The organism is Geomicrobium sediminis, from assembly GCF_016908595.1.
Classification (GTDB): Bacteria; Bacillota; Bacilli; order Bacillales; family Marinococcaceae; genus Geomicrobium_A; species Geomicrobium_A sediminis.
The window spans coordinates 176,586-198,323 of sequence record NZ_JAFBEC010000004.1; the positions used below are offsets into that span (position 1 = coordinate 176,586).

The following is a 21,738-nucleotide window of genomic DNA, read 5'->3' on the forward strand; positions in this document are numbered from 1 at the left end:
TCTTTTTTATGATCGCAAGCGATGTAAGACGTTTGTAAGCTTTGAAAGAAGCGGTTTATGTTATAATAAACCAGCAATGCCATCTCTGACCATGCTTGATTTTTGTTAGGGGGAGGAGTGCAGTGGGGAAGAAAAAGAAGAAAAAGAAAAAGCAACAAGATTGGACGACGCAATTGAAGTTTGAGTTGAGCGGAATTGCGATTGTCATGCTCGCGCTCATTGCGACGTTTAATTTTGGTTCAGTAGGTACGATTCTTATTCAGTTGTTTCGTTTTTTTGCAGGGGAATGGTATCACTTTATCACCTTCTTGTTGTATTTGTTTGCGCTCACGTTAATTTTTAAACGAGTGTTACCTAAAGTTTGGACAAAGCGACTTACAGGTCTCTATTTAGCGATGTTTACGGTCCTTTTATATACACATTTAAGTTTGTTTGAGAACTTACAAAGTGTTGGTCCCTTTTCGAACGGTTCCGTGTTAATCAACACGTTAGAACTTTATCGCATGGATTTACTCGGACAAGCGGATGATCTCGGTGGAGGTATGCTCGGTGCACTTGGGTATGCAACGGGTACGTTTTTGTTTGATGTTGAAGGAACGTTTGCAGTTGGAATTATTTTATTCGTCGTCTCGTTTATTTTACTCAGTGGCAAGTCGATTCGCGATGTGTACGACTATGCTTCCTCAAAAGTGCGATACGGAGCAGGAGTCGTTTGGAACTTTACAAAAGGGATTCAGACGAAAGTGAAAAATAATCAAACCACAACGACTAATCAACAACAGACAACAGCGAAGACGAAGCCAGTTGCAGAGAACAAAGGCGAACGATCAGTGCAAGAGCAAAAGCAAGCAACCACAGATCATGAGCGTCCTGTGATCCATAACTTCCAAGAGAATACGTATGCGAAGGAAGATGCGAAACCTAGAAGAGCGTCAGAGAGAAAAGACGATCAAGACGATGAAATGGCACCGCTCGTTACGACCGAACGCTCAAATGAAGATTATCAGCTTCCAGCGATCGATTTGTTACAATCTCCGGTGCAAAATCATCAAACGAGTGATCGTAATCAAGTGTCTACGAACGCGAAGAAACTTGAAGATACGTTAAAGAGCTTTGGTGTACAAGCTCAAGTGAACGAAGTTCATTTAGGACCTGCTGTAACCAAATACGAAGTACAACCTGCGGTTGGCGTAAAAGTCAGTAAGATTGTCAGTTTAACCGATGACATTGCCTTGGCACTTGCTGCCAAAGACATTCGAATTGAAGCGCCAATACCAGGGAAATCCGCCGTCGGAATTGAAGTACCAAACCAAGATGTTGCGATGGTTACTTTACGCGAAGTGATTGAAGGCTCAAGCAGTGACAGTGTATTATCTGTCGGGCTCGGGCGTGACATTTCAGGTGAGCCGATGATGGCAGAACTGAACAAAATGCCGCACCTTCTCGTAGCGGGAGCAACAGGTAGCGGGAAAAGTGTCTGCATTAACGGCATTGTTACGAGTATATTAATGCGAGCAAAGCCTCATGAAGTGAAACTGATGATGATTGACCCGAAAATGGTTGAACTGAATGTGTACAACGGTATTCCGCACCTATTAACACCGGTCGTGACCGAACCGAAAAAAGCAGCTCAAGCACTGAAAAAGGTCGTCTCTGAAATGGAGCGTCGTTACGATTTGTTCTCTCATAGCGGTAGCCGGAACATTGAAGGGTATAATGCGATGGTCCGGAAGCACAATGAGAAAGACGAAGAAGAGGAAAAACCTCTTTTACCTTATATCGTCGTGATTGTCGATGAGCTCGCCGACTTAATGATGGTCGCTTCAAGCGATGTGGAAGACGCGATTACGCGCTTAGCGCAAATGGCTCGTGCTGCAGGCATTCATATGATTATTGCAACGCAGCGTCCTTCAGTCGATGTCATTACAGGTGTCATTAAAGCGAATATCCCATCACGCATTGCGTTTGGCGTATCGAGTTCGACTGATTCAAGAACGATTCTTGATTCGTCAGGTGCGGAGAAGTTACTCGGCCGAGGCGATATGTTGTTTTTACCAGTAGGTGCTAACAAGTCAACGAGAATACAAGGTGCATTTATTTCAGATGATGAAGTAGAAGAGATCGTTAACTTTGTCATTGATCAGCAAAAAGCACAATACGAAGAAGAAATGACGCCAGACGATGTCGTTGAGACGCACGAAGAACCAACCGATGAACTGTTTTACGATGCAGTCGACCTCGTTATGCAAATGAACACCGCATCGGTCTCAATGCTACAACGTAGATTTAGAATTGGGTATACGAGAGCAGCGCGACTCGTTGATGAAATGGAAGCACAAGGAATTGTCGGACCTTATGAAGGTAAGAAACCGCGAGAAGTATTAAAACGAATGGATTCAGAAGACATGACAGATGCGAAGTAAATAGAAAAGGTGATGTACATGGCAGAAGTAGAAACTTTTCAAGTCGGTAGCATGAATGTTCATTTTCAACCGAGTAAGAAATACAAAACGACGACGTTTGTCTTGCAAATTAAAGCACCGTTAGAAAAAGGTTCAGCAGCAGCTCGTGCACTTCTTATGCAAGTGTTACAAGCTGGAACGAATAACTTTCCGTCAAGACGTGCGATTCGCAAACACTTAGACTCGTTGTACGGTGCATCATTCGGCGGTGATGTTAGTAAAAAAGGTGAGCAGCACTTTCTCACGTTTTTCATGGAAGTGCCTCACGAGAAGTTCTTACAACAAGAAGACGAACCACTCGTGAAAAAGGCGCTCACGTTTTTAACGTCAGCACTTTTAGAGCCGGTGCGTGAAAACGGAACGTTTAAAGAAAGCATCGTTTACGAAGAAAAGCAAGCACTCAAAAGTAAAATCAAAAATATCGCAGACGATAAAGTGCGCTATGCGAACGGTCGCCTTATTGAAGAAATGTGCAAAGACGAAACGTATGGCATTCACCCCTATGGTTCGTACGATGAAGTCGAAGCACTTACTACACAAGACTTAGAACAAGCGTATGAATCACTGCTTGAAAACGATCAATTTGATTTATTTATCACGGGTCCAGGGAAAGTAGACGAATTAACGCCAGTTTTAAATGAGAGAAAAGCATCGTTTAAAAGCCGAGCGGTTAAAACGAGCACAACGGTGAACGGTTCAACGAATAACGGTCGTGAAGTCATTGAGCATCAAGACTTGCAACAAGCAAAACTGCATTTAGGTTTTCGTGTTCCGTATACGGCAAGTGATGCGGAGTATGCAACTGTTCTTGTTGCGAACGGGATCTTCGGTGCGTTTCCACACTCAAAGTTATTCGTAAACGTGCGAGAAAAGGAAAGCTTGGCGTATTATGCGGCGTCTCGGTATGAACCGTATAAAGGCTTAATTTTTGCAATGGCTGGGATCGGTTTTGAGCAGTTTGAAAAAGCAACAAAGATTATGACCGAACAGCTCGACGCCCTTAAAGCGGGTGATTTCACCGAGGATGAACTAACGACAACAAAGCTAATGATTAAAAATCAAATTCTAGAACAAGTCGATACTGCCCGGGGCAATATTGATTTAATGTATCAAAATGTCCTCACTGGTCGAGAACGCTCTGTTGAAGAGCGAGTGAATGAAATTGATGCAGTTACGCGTGAAGACGTTGAACGCGTCTCAAAAGCGATTGAATTAGATACAGTGTACTTGTTAACGGGTAAGGAGGAGCGTGCATAATGGAAAAACTACATTACGAACAGCTCGGCGAAACGTTATATAAAGAAACGCTCGACAATGGCCTAAAGGTCTACATCTTGCCGCGTCATGAAAACAACAAAACTTTCTCCATCTTCACGACGAATTACGGCTCGATTGATGATCAATTTACGCCAATGAATGAAGATGAAGTCGTAAAAGTTCCCGATGGGATCGCTCATTTTCTTGAGCACAAGTTGTTTGAAGACGAAGAAGGAGATGTGTTCGATACGTTTTCTCGTCGCGGGGCGCAGACGAATGCGTTTACGAGTTTTACGAGAACTGCGTATTTGTTCTCAAGCACGAGTGGCGTCAAAGACAACGTAAAAACACTCATTGATTTCGTGCAAAAGCCTTATTTCACTAAGGAATCTGTCGCAAAAGAGCAGGGCATTATCGAACAAGAAATCCGTATGTATGAAGACGACGCAGACTGGCGCTTGTTTTTCGGACTGATTGCGGCTCTTTATGAGAAAAGCACCGTACGCGTAGATATTGCCGGTACGGTCTCCTCCATTCAAGACATTACAAAAGATATGTTGTATCAATGTTATGAGACGTTTTACCACCCATCAAACATGGTTCTCTTTATCGTCGGTCCAGTTGACCCAGACGAAATGCTATCGCTCGTAAAAGAAAACCAAGCCGGAAAAACGTTCAAAGAGCAAGGGGAAATTACACGCATTTATGGTGATGAGCCCGAAACGAGCTACAAAAAAGAAGATACACTTCACATGAACGTGCAAACGCCAAAAGTGTTGCTCGGATTTAAAGAAGCCAATGACGATTACCCGCTTGAAGGGTTAAGCTATGAGCTCGCAATGCAAATGCTTTTAGACATCATGTTCGGACCAAGCTCAGAGGCGTACGAAGAAATGTATCGTGAAGGTATTATTGATAGTTCATTTTCAACGGACTTTACGATGGAGCGCTCGTTTGGATTCTCAGCGATCGGTGGCGACACGAAAGATCCAGACGCTCTCGTAAAGAAAGTGCGTGAGACGATCCGCTCTTACAAACAAAAAGCATTAAGTGAAGAGGAAATGGCGATTACGAAAAAGCGTAAAATCGGTTCTTTCCTTAAACAATTAAACAGCTCGGAATTTATTGCAACGCAATTCACTCGCTACGAAATGAATAACGATGATTTGTTTGAAGTCGTTCCAAAACTTGAGGCGTTAACACTTGATGATCTAGAAAAGGTTCTTCAGCGTCACTTCGTTGATGATCATAGCTCAATCATGAAGGTATTGCCAAAGTGAAACAGAGCGTTTTAATTACTGGAGCAAGTGGCGGAATCGGTCAAGCGATCGCTACGTCGCTTTCGAATGCAGGGACACATTTGTTCCTGCATTATTTTAAAGGAAAAGAACGTGCTGAAAAGCTAAAACAAATCTGTGAAGCAAGCGGTAGCGAAGTGACGTTAATTCAAGGTGATTTAACGTCGTCGTCTAGTACGTCAGCTTTTATTAATGAACTTGAAGTGCCGATCGACGCTTTTATTCACGCAAGTGGTCACGATTTATATGGATTGTATACCGATTATACGGATGAAGAACGGGATGCCCTTATGCACCATCACGTCTATTCTGCGATGGCGATTGCAAAACGAGTGTTACCAACGATGATTCAAAAGAAATCAGGACGAATCATTCTGATCTCCTCGATTTGGGGTGAGGTTGGGGCGTCAATGGAAGTTCTATATTCGACGGCGAAAGGAGCCCAATTGGCGTTTGTTAAAGCGTTAGCAAAGGAAGTCGCAATCTCAGGGATTACTGTTAATGCCGTCTCACCTGGAGTCGTTGAAACGAACATGATGGCTTCGTTTTCAGCTGATGACAAAGAAGAACTCACTTCACGAATTCCAGCAGGAATGTTCGGAACGCCAGAACAGATCGCTTCGGCATGCTCGTACTTACTTACAGAAGAAGCGGCATACGTGAATGGCCACGTGTTCTCCATCAATGGAGGCTTTAACGGGTAGGCATGTATAATTTTCTCGCTTTGATTCACACTACACGTGTAGTGACTTATGAATGGAGGAGGAAGATCATGTCTGTTCTTGAGAATTGGGACCACTGGAAATCGTTTTTAGGCGATCGCCTAGAATCTGCACAACACGACGGCCTAAATGAAAGTGTCGTTTCTGACGTTGCATTTGAAGTTGGCGATTATTTAGCGAATCAAGTAGAACCACAAAACGAACAAGAACGAGTGCTAGCGGATATGTGGAAAGTCGCAGACGAGTCTGAACAACATGCGATTGCGAACATGATGGTCAAACTCGTACAAAAACATTAAACGTTAAGCGCACCGATCCCAACATTGGTCGGTGCGTTTTTTGTTTGTAGACAAAATACTATTCAAATGGTTGAAAATAACGTAAAATGACAGATGTATACTTAACCAATATATGTATATAGTTAAAGGAGGCCACTATTTATGGCGGAAAAGAAAGAATGGTATTTCGAATATCAAATTCATCAAAACCGACCCGGTCTTCTTGGGGATATCTCCTCTCTACTCGGTATGTTATCGATCAATATCGTAACGATTAACGGTGTTGAGAACAACCGACGAGGAATGCTCATTCGCTCTGCAAATGATGATAACATCGCGCGCTTGCGTGACATATTAGAAACGATGCAAATTATTACGTTAATGAAGATTCGACAACCGCGCTTACGAGACCGTTTGGCGGTGATGCACGGTCGTTATATTGAACGCGATGCGGATGATAAGAAAACGTATCGATTCGTTCGTGATGAACTCGGCTTGCTCGTTGATTTTATGGCTGAATTGTTTAAAGAAGAACGTCATTATCTCGTTGGAATTCGTGGGATGCCACGAGTTGGAAAAACCGAATCAATCGTTGCAGCAAGTGTTTGCGCGAACAAACATTGGTCGTTTATTTCATCGACTTTACTTAGACAAACCGTTCGTTCGAAGCTTGCGGATGATGAACGGGGTGAAAATCTCGTCTACATCATTGATGGGATTGTCACGACGATGAGAGCAAACGAACAGCATCGCAATTTAGTGAATGAAATTATGCAATTGCCAGCTGTAAAAGTTGTTGAGCATCCAGACATATTTGTTCGTGAAACTGCGTATACGTTACAAGATTTCGATTGTATTATTGAACTTAGGAACAATGATAAAGAGAAGATCACATATGAAATGGTTGAGTCAGGTTTCTCCTCTTTTGATATTAGCTAGGTAGAAGGTGGTAAGATGACAGAATTAGGTCAGTTTTTGCAGTCAAAGCGTGAAGAGTTTGGCTGGGATTTAGAAGAAGTTCAAAAGCGTACGAAAATTCAGAAGCGTTACTTGTTAGCCATTGAGTCAGGCGACTATGGTGATTTGCCCGGTGCATTTTATGCCCGAGCCTTCATTAAAAGTTACTCAGAAGCACTCGGTCTTGAACCAGATGAAGTGTTCCAGCAATTTGAATCGGATTTACCGAAGCCAAAACAAGAAGCTGTTGATCTGCCTTCACGGGTTGAACAGCAAAAGACACGAACGAAAGAACGGAAGAAGAAAAGCAATTACATGCCCGCTATTTTTATCGGATTGTTCTTGATTGCCATTGTGGCAGGGATTTGGGCGATTATGGCGTTTCCATCTGGAACAGATGAAGCGGCTCCTGAAGAAGAGTCGATGAATATCGTCGGAACGACACCTGATGAGGAAGAAGACGACGAAGTGGGCGATGATGAAGGCGAAGAAGACACATCTTCAACCGAAGGCACGACTGAAGATGACGATGAAGCTCAAAATGAAGACGAAGACGAGCCATCAACGGACGAGACGTTGACGTTTGAAGAGACGAACAATAACGAGTCATTGTTTACGGTAACTGGTGATTCATTCGCGATTGATCTTGAATTTGATGGAGAGAGTTACATTCAAATTCTAGACGAGCGTAATGGAACGGTCATTGGCATGGACGGCGTTTTCTCAAGTGATGAATCATTTGAAGTTGACGATCAAGATTCCATTACGATGAACGTCGGGAATACGTATGGTGTAACGATTACGGTCAATGGCGAAGAATTGGAATATCCAGTGGATACGCATCATCACTTTATTACATTAGAGTTAGAAGAATAATGAGTACGGTCTGCTACTTGACGGTAGCAGACTTTATGTTTTTCTTTTCAATCGACTTACATTTCGGTAGACTATAAAGACGCCTGTTTTCGATTAACTTGCTTTTCTGTTAAACTATAAGCGTGTTTGCAAAAGGAGGATCGGTTTTGAACTTACCGAATCAGATTACGCTCGCACGAATCGCATTTATTCCTATTTTTATGTTTGTCTTTTTATATCCTTTTGATTGGGGAACGGTTTCTGTTTTTGATTCCGAAATACCGGTTAATCATCTCGTAGCGGCATTGATTTATGCCATTGCGGCGCTTACCGATTGGGTAGATGGATACATAGCTAGAAGCCGAAACCTAATTAGTAACTTCGGCAAATTCCTAGATCCTTTAGCGGATAAATTACTCGTCACTGCGGCTTTACTGTCGCTCATTGAACTTGATATGCTACCTGCGTGGATGGCGGTTGTTATTTTAACTCGCGAATTTGCGGTAACAGGTATGCGCCTCGTTGCAGCTGCAGATGGAACCGTGATTGCGGCGAGTCCACTTGGGAAATGGAAAACAGTTTTTCAAATGGTTGCGATCTTCTTTCTTATGGTTCATAACGCACCGTTTGAAGGCATGGGATTCCCACTCGCAGATCTATTGATGTGGATTGCCGTCATTTTGACGATTGTTTCTGGAATCGATTATTTCTGGAAGAACAAACACATTTTTAAAGATGCCTAATTGAAGGAGGCATGCTGAATGAATGCTGAAATTATTGCAGTTGGAACGGAACTATTACTCGGTCAAATTGCGAACACAAACGGTCAGCACATCTCTAGCCGACTTGCAAATCACGGAGTGAATGTATACAAACATACGGTCGTCGGTGACAATAAAAAACGAATACAACAGGCGATTATCGAAGCAAGAAAACACCACGATCTGATTATTTTTACTGGAGGTCTCGGGCCGACGGAAGATGATTTAACGCGTGAAGCATTATCAGAATTAATTCAAGTTCCCCTCATCTATGATGAGGCGGCACTTGAGCATGTGGAGCAGTTTTTCACTTCAAGAGGAAGAACTGTAAGTGAAGCCAACAAAAAACAAGCGCTCACGTTTGAAGGTGCACACGTGTTTCACAATCACGCTGGACTTGCATGTGGTTCGGCATTGGAGCACGAAGGAGTTCTTTATTGTTTACTACCAGGTCCTCCAAGGGAAATGCGGACAATGGTAGAGCGAGAATTGGAACCGTATTTAGCAACGATGAATACGTCGGGTAATTTCTTTGAATCACGCGTGCTTCGTTTTTATGGAATTGGGGAATCCAGTTTAGAAGCTAAACTGCAAGACTTGATCTCTGCACAAACGAACCCAACGATAGCCCCGCTCGCAGGGGAAGATGAGGTCACGCTCCGACTTACGGTGACCGAGACGAATACAGCGCGAGCAAAAGCGTTACTAGACGCAACGGAGCAAGAAATTTATGCTCGAGTGGGCAAATATTTATACGGTTTTGACAATGACAGTCTTTATTCAAAAGCATTAGAAGAACTCGCTTGCACGAAGAGTACGATTGCGACTGCAGAAAGCATTACAGGTGGCGGCTTGGCCTCAAGTTTGACGTCAATCAAAGGTGCGTCACAAGTCGTTGTCGGTGGTTTTGTTACGTATAGCAACGATGCGAAAGTATCGCAGTTAGGCGTTCGTCAAGCGACCATTGATACGTACGGTGCAGTAAGCGAACAGTGTGCAAAAGAAATGGCAGAAGGCGTGCGCGACCGGTGCGGTTCAACGATGGGCATTGCATTAACCGGTGTTGCAGGACCTGATGAGCTTGAAGGGCTTCCTGTCGGAACGTTGTTCATCGGTGTTGCAGATGGAAACGAGACTGCAGTCTTTAAGCGAGTCTTAAGTGGTACGAGAGAAACGATCCGTAGGCGTGCAGCGAAAGAAGCGTGTCACGTACTACTGTTACAAAAGAAAAAAGGTGATTAATAGATGAATGTATTCGACCATGAAGCAATTAAACCTCAACTAAAAAAAGCAATCAAAGACATGGGCTTTGAAGAGCCGTCACCAATTCAAGAAAAAGCGATTCCGATCGTTCTAGAAGGAAACGACGTTGTCGGTCAAGCTCAAACAGGAACAGGGAAAACAGCGGCTTTCGGAATTCCGCTTCTCAATAAAATTCAAGCGAATTCTGACGTTCAAGCGATCGTCTTAACACCAACACGAGAACTTGCGATTCAAGTTGCTGGAGAGCTTCAGAAGCTTTCTGCACATATGAAGCTTACGACGTTGCCGATTTATGGTGGTCAATCGATTGGCCATCAAATCAAAGCGTTAAAACGAGGAGTACAAGTCGTTATTGGAACACCTGGGCGTATTCAAGACCACTTGCGTCGTAAAACGTTAAAGCTTGATCAAGTGGAAACGTTTGTTTTAGATGAAGCCGATGAAATGCTTGATATGGGCTTTATCGAAGACATTGAATCAATCTTAAAGCAGACGAACAAAGACCGTCAGACACTGCTTTTCTCAGCGACGATGCCAGGACCAATTCGTAAGTTGTCTCGTCGTTATATGAATCAACCAAAAACCGTTTCAATTTCTAAAAGTGAAGTGACAGCACCGAGCATCGAGCAATTGTACTTTAAAGTACTTGAACGAAACAAGTTAGAATCTCTTTGCCGGATTATTGATCGTTATAGTCCTGAGCTTGCAATTATTTTCTCTCGTACGAAAAAAGGTGTAGCGGAACTAACGGAATCGCTTCAAGCGAGAGGCTATTTCGCAGATGGACTTCACGGTGATTTAACACAATCCCAACGTGATGCAGTTATGCGTAAGTTCCGTGACAGTTCCATTGAATTCTTAATCGCAACAGACGTTGCTGCAAGGGGGATTGACGTTGATAACGTCAGTCACGTTATCAACTACGATATTCCACAAGACCCAGAATCCTACGTACACCGTATTGGACGTACAGGACGTGCTGGAAAGACAGGGCAAGCGCTAACGCTCGTCACACCGCGTGAAATGAAGCACCTTCGTTCAATTGAACAAGAAATTAAGATGCAAATTCCAACGCGTGAGATTCCGACGATTGAAGAAGTCGTTGAGAAACAACAAGACGCATGGAAAACACAAATTACGAATGTCATCTCGGCGAAAGACGACGTATCGATCTTTGATGACTTAACCGATGAACTGTTGCAAGAGTTCAATGAGCGAGACATCATTCAAGCGCTTCTCTCAATGAACTATCAAACGGAGAACAACTTGTCTGAGGAAGGCTATAGCTTTGGCGACACAGGTGCTGCTAAAGGCATGGTGCGTTTCTTCATTAACGTCGGACGAAACGTCAACATGACACCGAAGATCTTAATTGAAGAAGTAGCAAACGCTGTTGGCATTCCAGGTAAATCAATCGGACGCATTGATATTTTCGAAAATTTTACGTTCATTGAAGTGCCAGAAGCTGTAGCTCCATTTGTGTACGAAGGCTTGCGCCACTCACGCTTAAACGGTGCAAGAGTGAACTTAGAACCAGCAAAACCTCGCCCGAAACGAGAGAACAGAAAGCCTAACCCATCAAAAGCGTAAATAGGAAAGAGCCGTAACGTGTTGTTTGCGGCTTTTTCTTGTGGGACGAAAAAAATCGAATAAATGTTCGTATTTTTGCTTGGCAAACGAAAAAAAGTTCGTTATGATGTGAGCAGAGGGAAATTAGTAGAGAATTGATGATAAAGTCGACGTGATTTTTTAGATATAAAGGAGACGAATAGAATGAATGATCGTAAAGTCGCGCTGGATCAAGCGCTTCGAAACATTGAGAAACAATTTGGTAAAGGATCAATTATGAAGCTTGGTGAAGAGTCTGAGCGCCGAGTTTCCACGATTTCAAGTGGTGCACTTGCTTTAGATATCGCACTTGGAGTAGGTGGGTATCCTCGTGGCCGAATCGTTGAAGTGTATGGACCAGAATCTTCAGGTAAGACGACAGTTGCCCTTCATGCGATTGCAGAAGTACAACGTAACGGTGGCCAAGCTGCATTTATCGATGCAGAGCATGCCCTTGACCCTGTTTATGCGCGGAACCTTGGGGTGAATACGGATGAACTACTTCTTTCACAGCCAGATACAGGAGAGCAAGGATTAGAGATTGCTGAAGCGTTAATTCGAAGCGGTGCGATTGACATCTTAATTATTGACTCTGTTGCTGCACTCACACCGAAGGCTGAGATCGAAGGTGACATGGGGGATACGCACGTCGGTTTGCAAGCGCGTCTCATGTCGCAAGCACTTCGTAAGTTGTCAGGTGCGATTAGTAAATCGAATGCCATTGCGGTCTTCATTAACCAGATTCGTGAGAAAGTCGGAGTGATGTTTGGAAATCCTGAGACGACACCAGGTGGACGTGCACTTAAGTTCTATTCTTCTGTTCGACTTGAAGTGCGTCGTGCGGAAGCATTGAAACAAGGCAATGACATCGTCGGGAATAAGACACGTCTTAAAGTCGTAAAGAACAAAGTAGCGCCACCGTTCCGTCAAGCGGAAGTGGACATTATGTACGGAGAGGGAATCTCTAGAGAAGGTTCATTGCTTGATATTGCGACTGACATTGAAATTGTCGACAAGAGCGGTGCTTGGTATGCGTACGAAGGTGAGCGACTCGGTCAAGGTCGTGAGAACGCCAAGCAATACTTGAAAGAGAATGAAGACGTAGCTTCTGAGATTGAGCTTAAGATTCGCGATCATTTTGAGCTAAACGGTTCGAAAGAAAAAGAAGTAGAAGGCGACAAAGAAGAAGAGATGGCATTGAACTTAGAGCAAGAGTAAACGTTCGAGGAGCAAGGGGTAGCGACCCCTTGCTTTTCTTTTTAATAGCAAGGGTTTTAACGGTTTTTAGAGCAAAGGTTTGTTGACATTTGTAAGAATTGAAGTATACAATTAAATGGAATGAATAAAGTGCTTGTCGCCGCCGTACATTATAGGTTTGATTTATTGACAGATTATCCAAGCGGCATATAGTTCTTCATTCTTTCATAAACTTGAACAAGTTTTGTTCATATATGATCCATTCATAGCACAAATGATGATGAATGATGGAAGCAGATGGAAACATTTGGTACGACAATGAGATGAAACCCAAATGTAAGACCAACACCGATCTAGCTGCTCTCTCCGTTTTTCGTCGGCAAGCCCGCAAGAATTGAAACAACTTTATAGCAAAGGAGGTGTATCCTTGATGGGTAACGATCCAGTATTTGTGATCATCTCCATTTTGCTGATAGTTGTCGGTGGGTTCATCGGTTATATCATCCGTAAGAAGATTGCCGAGGCAAAGATCTCTAGTGCCGAACAAGCTGCTAAGAAGATGATAGAAGAAGCGGAGCGCGACTCTGAAGCTAGCAAGAAGGAATCGATCCTCGAAGCTAAAGACGAAGCTTACCGCATTCGATCCGAAGCCGAAAACGATATTCGCGAACGGAGAAACGAAATTCAAAAGCAAGAAAGTCGTCTTCTTCAAAAAGAAGAAACGCTCGACCGTAAGAGCGAATCTCTCGATAAGAAAGAAGAGACACTTGAAAAACGAGAAGAGTTTCTCGCTGAAAAGCAACGTGAAACCGAAGCGATGAACAGTAAAATGGAAGATTTGATTGCAAAACAACAAGAAGAGCTTGAACGTGTGTCAGGCATGTCGAGAGATGAAGCAAGACAAATCATCAAAAACGACCTTGAGAAAGAACTTGAACACGATTCAGCCGTTATGATCAAGTCGAACACCGAACGAATAAAAGAAGAATCGAACAAGAAAGCGAAAGAAATCCTTTCACTTGCATTGCAGCGTTTTGCTGCAGATCATGTCGCAGAAACGACTGTTTCTGTCGTGAACTTACCAAACGATGAGATGAAAGGTCGAATTATTGGACGCGAAGGTCGAAATATCCGCGCGCTCGAGACGTTGACAGGCATTGATCTCATCATTGATGATACACCTGAAGCCGTCATACTTTCTGGTTTTGATCCAATTCGCCGTGAAATTGCACGCACGTCTCTTGAGAGACTCGTGCAAGATGGGCGTATTCATCCGGCACGAATTGAAGAAACCGTTGACAAAGCAAGACGTGAAGTCGATGAACGGATTCGCGAGTATGGTGAACAAGCCACATTTGAAATGGGCATTCACAACTTGCATCCTGATTTGATTAAGATTCTCGGAAGACTTCGATTTAGAACAAGTTATGGTCAAAACGTGTTGAAACACTCGTTAGAAGTCGCGCACTTAACAGGGCTCATGGCAGCAGAACTCGGAGAAGATGTAACGCTTGCGAAGCGTGCCGGGTTACTCCATGATATTGGAAAAGCGATTGACCACGAAATTGAAGGAAGCCATGTTGAAATTGGTGTTGAATTAACGAAGAAATATAATGAACATGCGGTAGTGGTGAACAGTGTAGCTTCTCACCACGGAGATACAGAAGCGACGTCGGTCATTGCAACACTCGTGGCGGCAGCAGATGCGTTATCAGCTGCTCGACCAGGTGCAAGACGTGAAACGCTTGAAACGTATATACGCCGACTCGAAAAGCTTGAGGAGATTGCAGAATCATTTGATGGTGTTGAAAAGACGTATGCCATACAGGCGGGTCGCGAAGTCCGCATTATGGTGAAGCCGGATCTCGTAGACGATGTGCTCGCTCATCGTCTCGCTCGTGACATTACGAAACGAGTTGAAAACGAATTAGACTACCCGGGTCATATCCGAATTACCGTAATTCGGGAGACACGGGCGGTGGATTACGCAAAGTAAAGCAGCACACTATGTGCTGCTTTACTTTTTTCTGAAAAAACATGCTGTACACTAGGCGTTTTAACACGTTTTTAAGCGGGTATAGTGTATCATCGCATGAAAAAAGGTGAGGTAACCGTGCGAATTTTATTTGTTGGTGACGTTTTTGGTCGCCCTGGTAGAACGATGGTCTCGGAATACGTTCCGAAACTAAGAAAAAAGTACAAGCCCCAAATGACTATCATTAATGGTGAGAATGCTGCAAGTGGTAAAGGAATTACGGAGAAGATTTATAAAGGGTTTTTAGAAGCGGGAGCTCAAGTTGTTACACTCGGAAACCATGCTTGGGCACGGCGAGAGATTTTTACGTTTATTGATGATGCAAAGAAACTTGTTCGTCCGCTCAATTATCCAGAAGGCACTCCAGGTCAAGGAGTCGTCTCTGTTAATATTAACGGTCAAGAAGTTGTTGTCATTAATGCAATGGGGCGCACATTCCTTATGGATATTGACGATCCTTTCCGAGCGGTAAAGAGAGAAGTAGAACTGGCAAAGAAACGCACACCTTTCGTCTTTGTTGATTTTCACGCAGAAGTTACGAGTGAAAAGCAAGCGATGGGTTGGTATTTAGATGGAATGGCAAGTGCAGTGATTGGAACGCACACGCACGTTCAGACCGCTGACGAACGAATTCTCCCAGGTGGGACCGCGTATCTTAGCGATGTAGGAATGACCGGTCCATATGACGGAATTCTAGGTGTCGACCGCGAACTGATCTTAGACAAGTTTTTGACCGCGCTGCCTACTCGTTTTGAAGTCGCTGACGGGAGAACGCAGTTAAGTGCTGTCATCATTGATCTTGATGATACAACTGGAAAAGCGAAATCGATTAAACGCATATTGATCAATGACGATCACCCTTTTTATGAATAACTGAATTTTTTAGGTTCAAGGCATAGGAAGGCAACTGCTGCAATATAGTGGGATAACGGTGCCATTTAAAACCGATAGGAGGACAATTTCATGGAAGTATTAAAAGTATCAGCTAAATCTGTTCCGAATTCAGTAGCCGGTGCCCTAGCAGGAGTCATTCGTGAAAGGGGTGCAGCCGAGATTCAAGCCATTGGTGCAGGAGCGCTTAATCAATCCATTAAAGCAATCGCCATTGCAAGAGGATTTGTCGCACCAAGTGGGATTGACCTTATCTGCATTCCAGCCTTTACCGACATCGAGATTGATGGTGAAGAACGGACCGCCATTAAGCTTATTATTGAACCTAGATAATAAGAGTTGCAAAAAGCTTGGTGTTGTCACAACATCAAGCTTTTTGTTTTGCAACTGAACAACTGTAACAAATAAAGGAGAAGTTATCTGTGAATCATTTAGAAACAACCATTAATCGCATTGATAAAAAAGGATACAAAGCTTATAAAGACTTATTAGGTAGCCACAAATACAACAACTTTACGTTGCACATTGATCACGTACAAGCAGATCCTTACGCAAGCCCGTCACGCATTCGCGTGCGTGTGCCTCTTAAAAATTTAAAAGTAGACGAAACACACTACCGTGATGAGCGTTATGTTGCGTTTACCGATTATCTTGCAAGAAGCGTTGATCGTGCCTTAAAGAAGAATGGCATGCAAAAAGACGTGCAGATTGACCGTCCGAGTCAGCAAATTCTCGATCGTACAGCCGTGACAATCGATCAAACGAGTGTAGACGTAAGACTCTCACTTCATTTACCAGCGAGAGGGCGGACGATTTTAGGGAACGAAGCGAAGAAACGTCTTCTTAAGCAGTTGCCACAAGTCGTTGAAGACGGGCTATACAAGCTTGATGTATCCGCTCTACAAACGCATCTTGAACTGTATGATGATCAAACGTATCTACGTCAATTCCTTCGAGATGAAAACGCGGTTGCTTTTATCGCAAACGGCTCAGTAATGCCAAGACAAAGTGGCGTGAGCGACCATCCGAATACGTCTGACGACGTAAAGCGATTTAAAAGCCCAACGAGTGATGAAGTAACGGTTACGCTCCCGCATCACGGGAAGCTTAGCGGCATGCTCATTAAACGAGGGGTAACGGTAATTGTCGGTGGCGGTTACCACGGCAAAAGCACGCTATTAAAAGCGATTGAGATGGGCGTCTACCACCATATTAAAGGCGATGGACGAGAGTTCGTAATTACCGACGACTTGGCGAGTAAAATCCGAGCAGAGGATGGAAGAAAAGTGACGAACGTCGACATTCGTCCATTCATTAATCAATTGCCGAACAAAAAGAGCACCGAACACTTTTCCACGGATAATGCGAGCGGCTCTACGTCGCAGGCGACTAACATTATCGAAGCAATGGAAGCAGGTGCGAATACATTGCTCATTGATGAAGATACGAGTGCAACGAATTTCATGATTCGTGACTTGAGAATGCAACAACTCGTCGCAAAAGAAAAAGAACCGATCACACCGTTTATCGATCGTGTACGTGACTTGTTTGAAACGAACGGAATCTCAACTGTTGTCGTTGTCGGAGGAAGTGGCGATTATTTAGAAGTCGCTGACAACGTCATCATGCTCGATGAGTACGAAGTGAAAAACGTCACCGAGCGTGCAAAAGAAATCGTCAACAACGAACAGAGCGAGCGGAAACGAACAACTGCGAACACGCTCGGGCAAATGAACGCCTCTAGAATGATTGACTCATGTTCTTTTGATGCGAGACGAGGCAAGCGTGAAAAGGTGCAAGCAAAAGGGCTTCATACGATTATTTACGGTAAAGAAGACATCGACTTAGCCAGTGTCGAACAACTGATTGACCCGTCACAGACACGAGCAATTGCCCAGACGCTTCACTATTTAGCAACGAACTATGTAAACGACCGACGAACGCTCTCTGAGCTTCTAGATTTATATGAAAAAGATACCGAGAATCACTTAGATGCATTATCAACGTATCCAGGAAAACATCCTGGTGATTTTGCAAAACCGAGACGACTCGAAGTGGCCGCTGCCATCAATCGTTTGCGTTCATTAAAGGTGAAACGTTAAAGCTCTTCAATTTGAAGAGCTTTTTCGTTTCAAAACGGTGACGATGGTTGTTTTATGACGCCTAAGCCTTTATAATTTAGTCTTGTATGCACTGTAACATGGACGTAAGGGTAAGAAAGAAAGGGGATGGCTATGAGCGAGCAAAACCGCCGTCACAATGAGACCCATAAAAACGCTAACGATAAAGGGAATTCTCTAGATCATAAAGATTTTGGAAAATACTTCGATTTCTCAAACGCAACATTCGAGAAAAACGATGAAGGTAAAGATGTGATGAGAATCGGTGGTCGAAACATCATCGTAAACGACCCGCCGAATTACCGTAAAGGTCAACGTCGTAAGCGCAAAGACGTGGAGTTTCATTATGATTTTAGTGTGCCTGAACAAATGAAACAAATCGGCATTGGCAAACGTTACCTCATTCGTACATATGGCTGTCAAATGAATGTTCACGATACAGAGAATATGGCAGGTATTTTAGAAGAGCTCGGCTTTACGAGCACGGACGATACGAATGAAGCAGATGTGATTTTACTCAACACTTGTGCCATCCGTGAAAATGCCGAAAACAAAGTGTTTGGTGAGATTGGTCACTTAAAGAGTCTGAAAGTTGAGCGACCAGAAGTCGTCGTTGGAATTTGTGGTTGTATGAGCCAAGAAGAAAGCGTCGTCAATAAGATTATGCAAAAACATAATCACGTCGACTTAATTTTTGGTACACATAACATTCACCGACTCCCAGAACTTCTTCACGATGCGATTCTCGGTAAAGAAATGGTCATTGAAGTCTGGTCAAAAGAAGGCGACGTTGTAGAGAACATGCCGCGTAAACGCGCCGGCAAGACGCAAGCTTGGGTAAACATCATGTACGGCTGTGACAAGTTTTGTACGTATTGCATCGTACCGTACACACGAGGAAAAGAGCGTAGCCGTAAACCAGAAGACATTATTGCGGAAGTGCGAGAGCTCGCCCGCACTGGCTACAAAGAAATTACGCTCCTCGGTCAAAACGTAAATGCTTACGGAAAAGACTTAGAAGAGCCAAGTAGTTTAGGAAAGTTAATGGATGCGATTCGCAAAGTTGACATTCCACGCGTTCGTTTTACGACGAGCCACCCTCGTGACTTTGATGATGAGTTGATTCAAGTACTCGCCAAAGGCGACAACCTACTTGAACACATTCACCTTCCAGTTCAACACGGAAACAACGACATTCTCAAGTTAATGGGTCGCAAGTATACGCGCGAGCAATACGTTGATCTTGCCCGCCGTATTAAAGAGGCAATGCCTCACGCGACGTTTACAACAGACTTGATCGTCGGATTCCCGAACGAGACAGAAGAGCAATTCCAAGATATGCTAAGCTTAGTTGAAGAAATGAAATACGACAGCGCATTCACGTACATCTATTCACCACGTGAAGGCACACCAGCCGCACGTATGGAAGACAACGTGGCGATGGACGTAAAGAAAGACCGTCTCCACCGCTTAAATGAAGTCGTAAACCGCCTATCTGCAGAAAGCAATGAGCGAATGCAAGGCCAAGTCGTTGAAGTACTCATCGAAGGCGAAAGCAAAAAAGATCCAGAAGTCCTCTCAGGTCGAACACGAACGAACAAACGAGTGAACGTGCGCGCACCAAAAGAGAAAATCGGACAACTCATCTACGCAAAAATCACTGAAGTGAAAACATGGTCGTTAGATGGAGAACTAGTAGAATACAGCGAGGTGCAGAACGCATGACAGAACCAAAGTACAATAAAGAAGACATTATGGCAAAAGCCCAAGAACTAGCACAAAAGATTACCGAAACAGAAGAAGTAGACTTTTTCATCCGTGCAGAAAAGCAAATTAACGAAAACGAAAAAGTTCAAAGCATGATCGAAGAAGTAAAAGCAAAGCAAAAAGAACTCGTCAACTTGCAACACTACAAAAAAAGTGAAGCGATGAAAAAGACCCAACGCGAAATCAACCGCCTTCACAAAGAAATCGACGAGATTCCAATCGTACAAGAATTCAAACGCAGCCAAACCGAAGTAAACGAAGTACTCCAACTCGTTTCCTCAACAATTTCAAACGACGTGACTTCACACATCGAAAAAGCAAATAAATAGTAAGCGGATAACAGACCTGATTTCTTCAGGTCTGTTTTTTTGTTGGATGGAGCGTGGTGCGAGAGCGGGCCAGGGTGTAGCAAGCGGCGGGTAGTGCGTTGCAAGAGGCGGTTGGCGTGGTGCAAGCGGAGGGTAGGGTGTAGCAAGCGGCGTGTAGCGTGGTGCAAGGCGCGGGCATCGTAAAACAAAACAAAGCAGAAGCCAGTTCAAAAAAAGAAGAATAGATCCGCTCCCCTGATCATCCATCTAATGCCAGAGCCAAGCAACAGTAATCTGCACTATAGAACGTTTATCCCTAACCTCCCTTTCCTGATGAAAACGTAAACCTCGTTCCTCCGCGACATCATAATTTCACCATTCCTTAAAATAAGTGGCATACTTTCTTCGCAGAACGGGTAGAAAATAACTAAGCAGCAAAAAACTTGTTTATAACTATTGTTTATTTATAACGATTATAATATAATAATAGTTGTAAGAGAGATTGCGTGAAATACTTAAGGAGGCTATAACAATGGCTAAAAGACAAACTGCGAACATTAAAGGTACAAGCGCAAAAAACATGGAAAAAGAATTAAACGAACAACTGGCAAATTTACACGTCCTTTATATTAAACTTCACAATTATCACTGGTACATCAAAGGTCAACATTTCTTCTCGCTTCATGAGAAGTTCGAAGAGATGTATGACAAAGTGAAAGGTCACATCGATGAATATGCTGAGCAAATGCTCGTCGTTCAGGTAAAACCACTTGCTACGATGAAAGATTATTTGCAAGTAGCGACGATTGATGAAGCGACTGGCAACAAATCAGAAGAAGAAATGGTAAAAGATCTATCTGAAGATCTCCAAAGAATGAGTGCAGATCTCTATGAAGTGATGGAGCAACTTGAAGACAAGCAAGCGATGTCCCTCGCTGATGCAATTCAAGAAATTGCACGTGACTTCCAGAAAGATGATTGGATGCTACGCGCTTACTTGGACAAAGAATAAGTGTCTTAAAGAACCAGCCATAAGGTTGGTTCTTTTTTTTGTTTCGCCTAATAAGATAGGTGTAGAAGAGCTTCACGAAAATAATCAAAATGAATGTGCATGAAGTTTGCCTTTGCTCATACATATGTATAAGAAGAGGCATATTGGCGCCGGTATACTGAAAAAAGGGAGGAACGCGACGTGTCTGAACAACACTATCGTGAAATTATTACGAAAGCTGTTTGTGGAAAAGGTAGGAAATACTCAAAAACTACACACACGATTTGCCCTCAACATAAACCGACGAGCATCTTAGGGTGTTGGGTCATTAATCATCGTTACGATGCTGTCCGTAAAGGAGATAGCATCCAAATTAAAGGAACGTATGACATTAACGTTTGGTATTCCTATGAAAAGAATACGAAAACGGACGTTGCTACAAATACCGTTTCGTACCATGAAAGCATTCCGTTAAAGATGCGACCGGATGAACTGATTACCGATGAACTTGACGTAATCGCCCGCTCGACGAAACAACCTCATACGTTAGAAGCGTTAATTGCTGAAAATGGTACGGATGTGAACGTTGAAGTTGAGAAGGAGTTCGCCGCAGAAGTGGTCGGTGAAACGAAAGTGTGCGTACTCGTACACCCAGATAAAGAAGATGCCCACTATCAAGATGTGAAGTGGAGCGAAGAAGTGTCAGATCAAGAGTTAAAAGATAGCATTGATCCGAAGTTTCTAGAACGCCGACCGCCTCGGGAATTCGGGGGGAGAAAACGAGGCGAACGGGGAGAACGAGGAGAGCGCGGTGAGCGAGATCGTTTTGAGCATTCTGAGCGGGATCGTTTTGAACACCATGATCGTGACCGCGATCGAGACAAAGACCGTGACCATCAAAAAGAAGAGAAATTCGAAGATAAAAAGAGCTAACCAGGAGGGCATTCTCCTGGTTTTTCTTCGTCTAA

Annotated in this window: 19 protein-coding genes; all 19 read left to right on the forward strand. The window is 43.5% G+C overall.

Annotated elements, in window-relative coordinates; all coding sequences use genetic code 11:
• The first annotated feature begins 122 nt into the window (after nucleotides 1-122).
• On the forward strand, nucleotides 123-2,423 hold the full coding sequence (locus tag JOD17_RS08455; RefSeq protein ID WP_204696990.1) for a DNA translocase FtsK: 2,301 nt from the start codon (nucleotides 123-125) through the stop codon (nucleotides 2,421-2,423).
• An 18-nt stretch (nucleotides 2,424-2,441) separates the two neighbouring features.
• Nucleotides 2,442-3,719: an EF-P 5-aminopentanol modification-associated protein YfmF gene (yfmF, locus tag JOD17_RS08460; protein ID WP_204696992.1), complete on the forward strand. Its 1,278-nt coding sequence runs from the start codon at nucleotides 2,442-2,444 to the stop codon at nucleotides 3,717-3,719.
• Entirely contained in the window at nucleotides 3,719-4,999 is a 1,281-nt protein-coding gene (gene yfmH / locus JOD17_RS08465; protein WP_204696994.1) for an EF-P 5-aminopentanol modification-associated protein YfmH, read from the forward strand. Before yfmF ends, yfmH begins: the two co-directional genes overlap by 1 nt.
• The gene (gene ymfI / locus JOD17_RS08470; protein WP_204696995.1) at nucleotides 4,996-5,721 is read left to right on the forward strand and encodes an elongation factor P 5-aminopentanone reductase; all 726 of its coding nucleotides are present in this window, start codon (nucleotides 4,996-4,998) and stop codon (nucleotides 5,719-5,721) included. Before yfmH ends, ymfI begins: the two co-directional genes overlap by 4 nt.
• Before the next feature lie 68 nt (nucleotides 5,722-5,789).
• On the forward strand, nucleotides 5,790-6,038 hold the full coding sequence (locus JOD17_RS08475) for a DUF3243 domain-containing protein (protein ID WP_204696996.1): 249 nt from the start codon (nucleotides 5,790-5,792) through the stop codon (nucleotides 6,036-6,038).
• Between the two features lie 141 nt (nucleotides 6,039-6,179).
• Entirely contained in the window at nucleotides 6,180-6,956 is a 777-nt protein-coding gene (locus JOD17_RS08480) for a DUF3388 domain-containing protein (RefSeq protein ID WP_042361141.1), read from the forward strand.
• 15 nt (nucleotides 6,957-6,971) lie between these two features.
• On the forward strand, nucleotides 6,972-7,850 hold the full coding sequence (locus JOD17_RS08485) for a helix-turn-helix domain-containing protein (RefSeq protein WP_204696997.1): 879 nt from the start codon (nucleotides 6,972-6,974) through the stop codon (nucleotides 7,848-7,850).
• Between the two features lie 146 nt (nucleotides 7,851-7,996).
• Nucleotides 7,997-8,572, forward strand: a complete 576-nt coding sequence (gene pgsA, locus JOD17_RS08490) for a CDP-diacylglycerol--glycerol-3-phosphate 3-phosphatidyltransferase (RefSeq protein ID WP_204696998.1) — start codon at nucleotides 7,997-7,999, stop codon at nucleotides 8,570-8,572.
• Nucleotides 8,573-8,590: 18 nt separating this feature from the next.
• Nucleotides 8,591-9,832 carry a competence/damage-inducible protein A gene (locus JOD17_RS08495; protein ID WP_204696999.1) on the forward strand — a complete coding sequence of 414 codons (1,242 nt, stop codon included), beginning with the start codon at nucleotides 8,591-8,593 and terminating at the stop codon, nucleotides 9,830-9,832.
• Between the two features lie 3 nt (nucleotides 9,833-9,835).
• Nucleotides 9,836-11,443 (forward strand): DEAD/DEAH box helicase, encoded by a 1,608-nt coding sequence (locus tag JOD17_RS08500; protein WP_204697000.1) that lies wholly within the window; start codon nucleotides 9,836-9,838, stop codon nucleotides 11,441-11,443.
• 183 nt (nucleotides 11,444-11,626) lie between these two features.
• Nucleotides 11,627-12,679: a recombinase RecA gene (recA, locus tag JOD17_RS08505; protein ID WP_204697001.1), complete on the forward strand. Its 1,053-nt coding sequence runs from the start codon at nucleotides 11,627-11,629 to the stop codon at nucleotides 12,677-12,679.
• Nucleotides 12,680-13,088: 409 nt separating this feature from the next.
• A complete protein-coding gene (gene rny, locus JOD17_RS08510) occupies nucleotides 13,089-14,654 on the forward strand; it encodes a ribonuclease Y (protein ID WP_204697168.1) in 1,566 nt (521 codons plus the stop codon).
• A gap of 117 nt (nucleotides 14,655-14,771) precedes the next feature.
• Nucleotides 14,772-15,566 carry a TIGR00282 family metallophosphoesterase gene (locus JOD17_RS08515; RefSeq protein WP_204697002.1) on the forward strand — a complete coding sequence of 265 codons (795 nt, stop codon included), beginning with the start codon at nucleotides 14,772-14,774 and terminating at the stop codon, nucleotides 15,564-15,566.
• Between the two features lie 90 nt (nucleotides 15,567-15,656).
• Nucleotides 15,657-15,917, forward strand: a complete 261-nt coding sequence (locus JOD17_RS08520) for a stage V sporulation protein S (RefSeq protein WP_204697004.1) — start codon at nucleotides 15,657-15,659, stop codon at nucleotides 15,915-15,917.
• 89 nt (nucleotides 15,918-16,006) lie between these two features.
• Nucleotides 16,007-17,686, forward strand: coding sequence for an ABC-ATPase domain-containing protein (locus tag JOD17_RS08525; protein WP_204697006.1), 1,680 nt, complete (start codon nucleotides 16,007-16,009; stop codon nucleotides 17,684-17,686).
• A gap of 132 nt (nucleotides 17,687-17,818) precedes the next feature.
• Nucleotides 17,819-19,429, forward strand: coding sequence for a tRNA (N6-isopentenyl adenosine(37)-C2)-methylthiotransferase MiaB (gene miaB / locus JOD17_RS08530; RefSeq protein ID WP_204697008.1), 1,611 nt, complete (start codon nucleotides 17,819-17,821; stop codon nucleotides 19,427-19,429).
• Entirely contained in the window at nucleotides 19,426-19,800 is a 375-nt protein-coding gene (locus tag JOD17_RS08535) for a YlbF/YmcA family competence regulator (protein ID WP_042418660.1), read from the forward strand. Before miaB ends, JOD17_RS08535 begins: the two co-directional genes overlap by 4 nt.
• A 511-nt stretch (nucleotides 19,801-20,311) precedes the next feature.
• Nucleotides 20,312-20,791: a Dps family protein gene (locus JOD17_RS08540; RefSeq protein ID WP_042418663.1), complete on the forward strand. Its 480-nt coding sequence runs from the start codon at nucleotides 20,312-20,314 to the stop codon at nucleotides 20,789-20,791.
• Nucleotides 20,792-20,971: 180 nt separating this feature from the next.
• Nucleotides 20,972-21,703: an outer spore coat protein CotE gene (gene cotE, locus JOD17_RS08545; protein ID WP_204697010.1), complete on the forward strand. Its 732-nt coding sequence runs from the start codon at nucleotides 20,972-20,974 to the stop codon at nucleotides 21,701-21,703.
• Nucleotides 21,704-21,738: the final 35 nt, after the last annotated feature.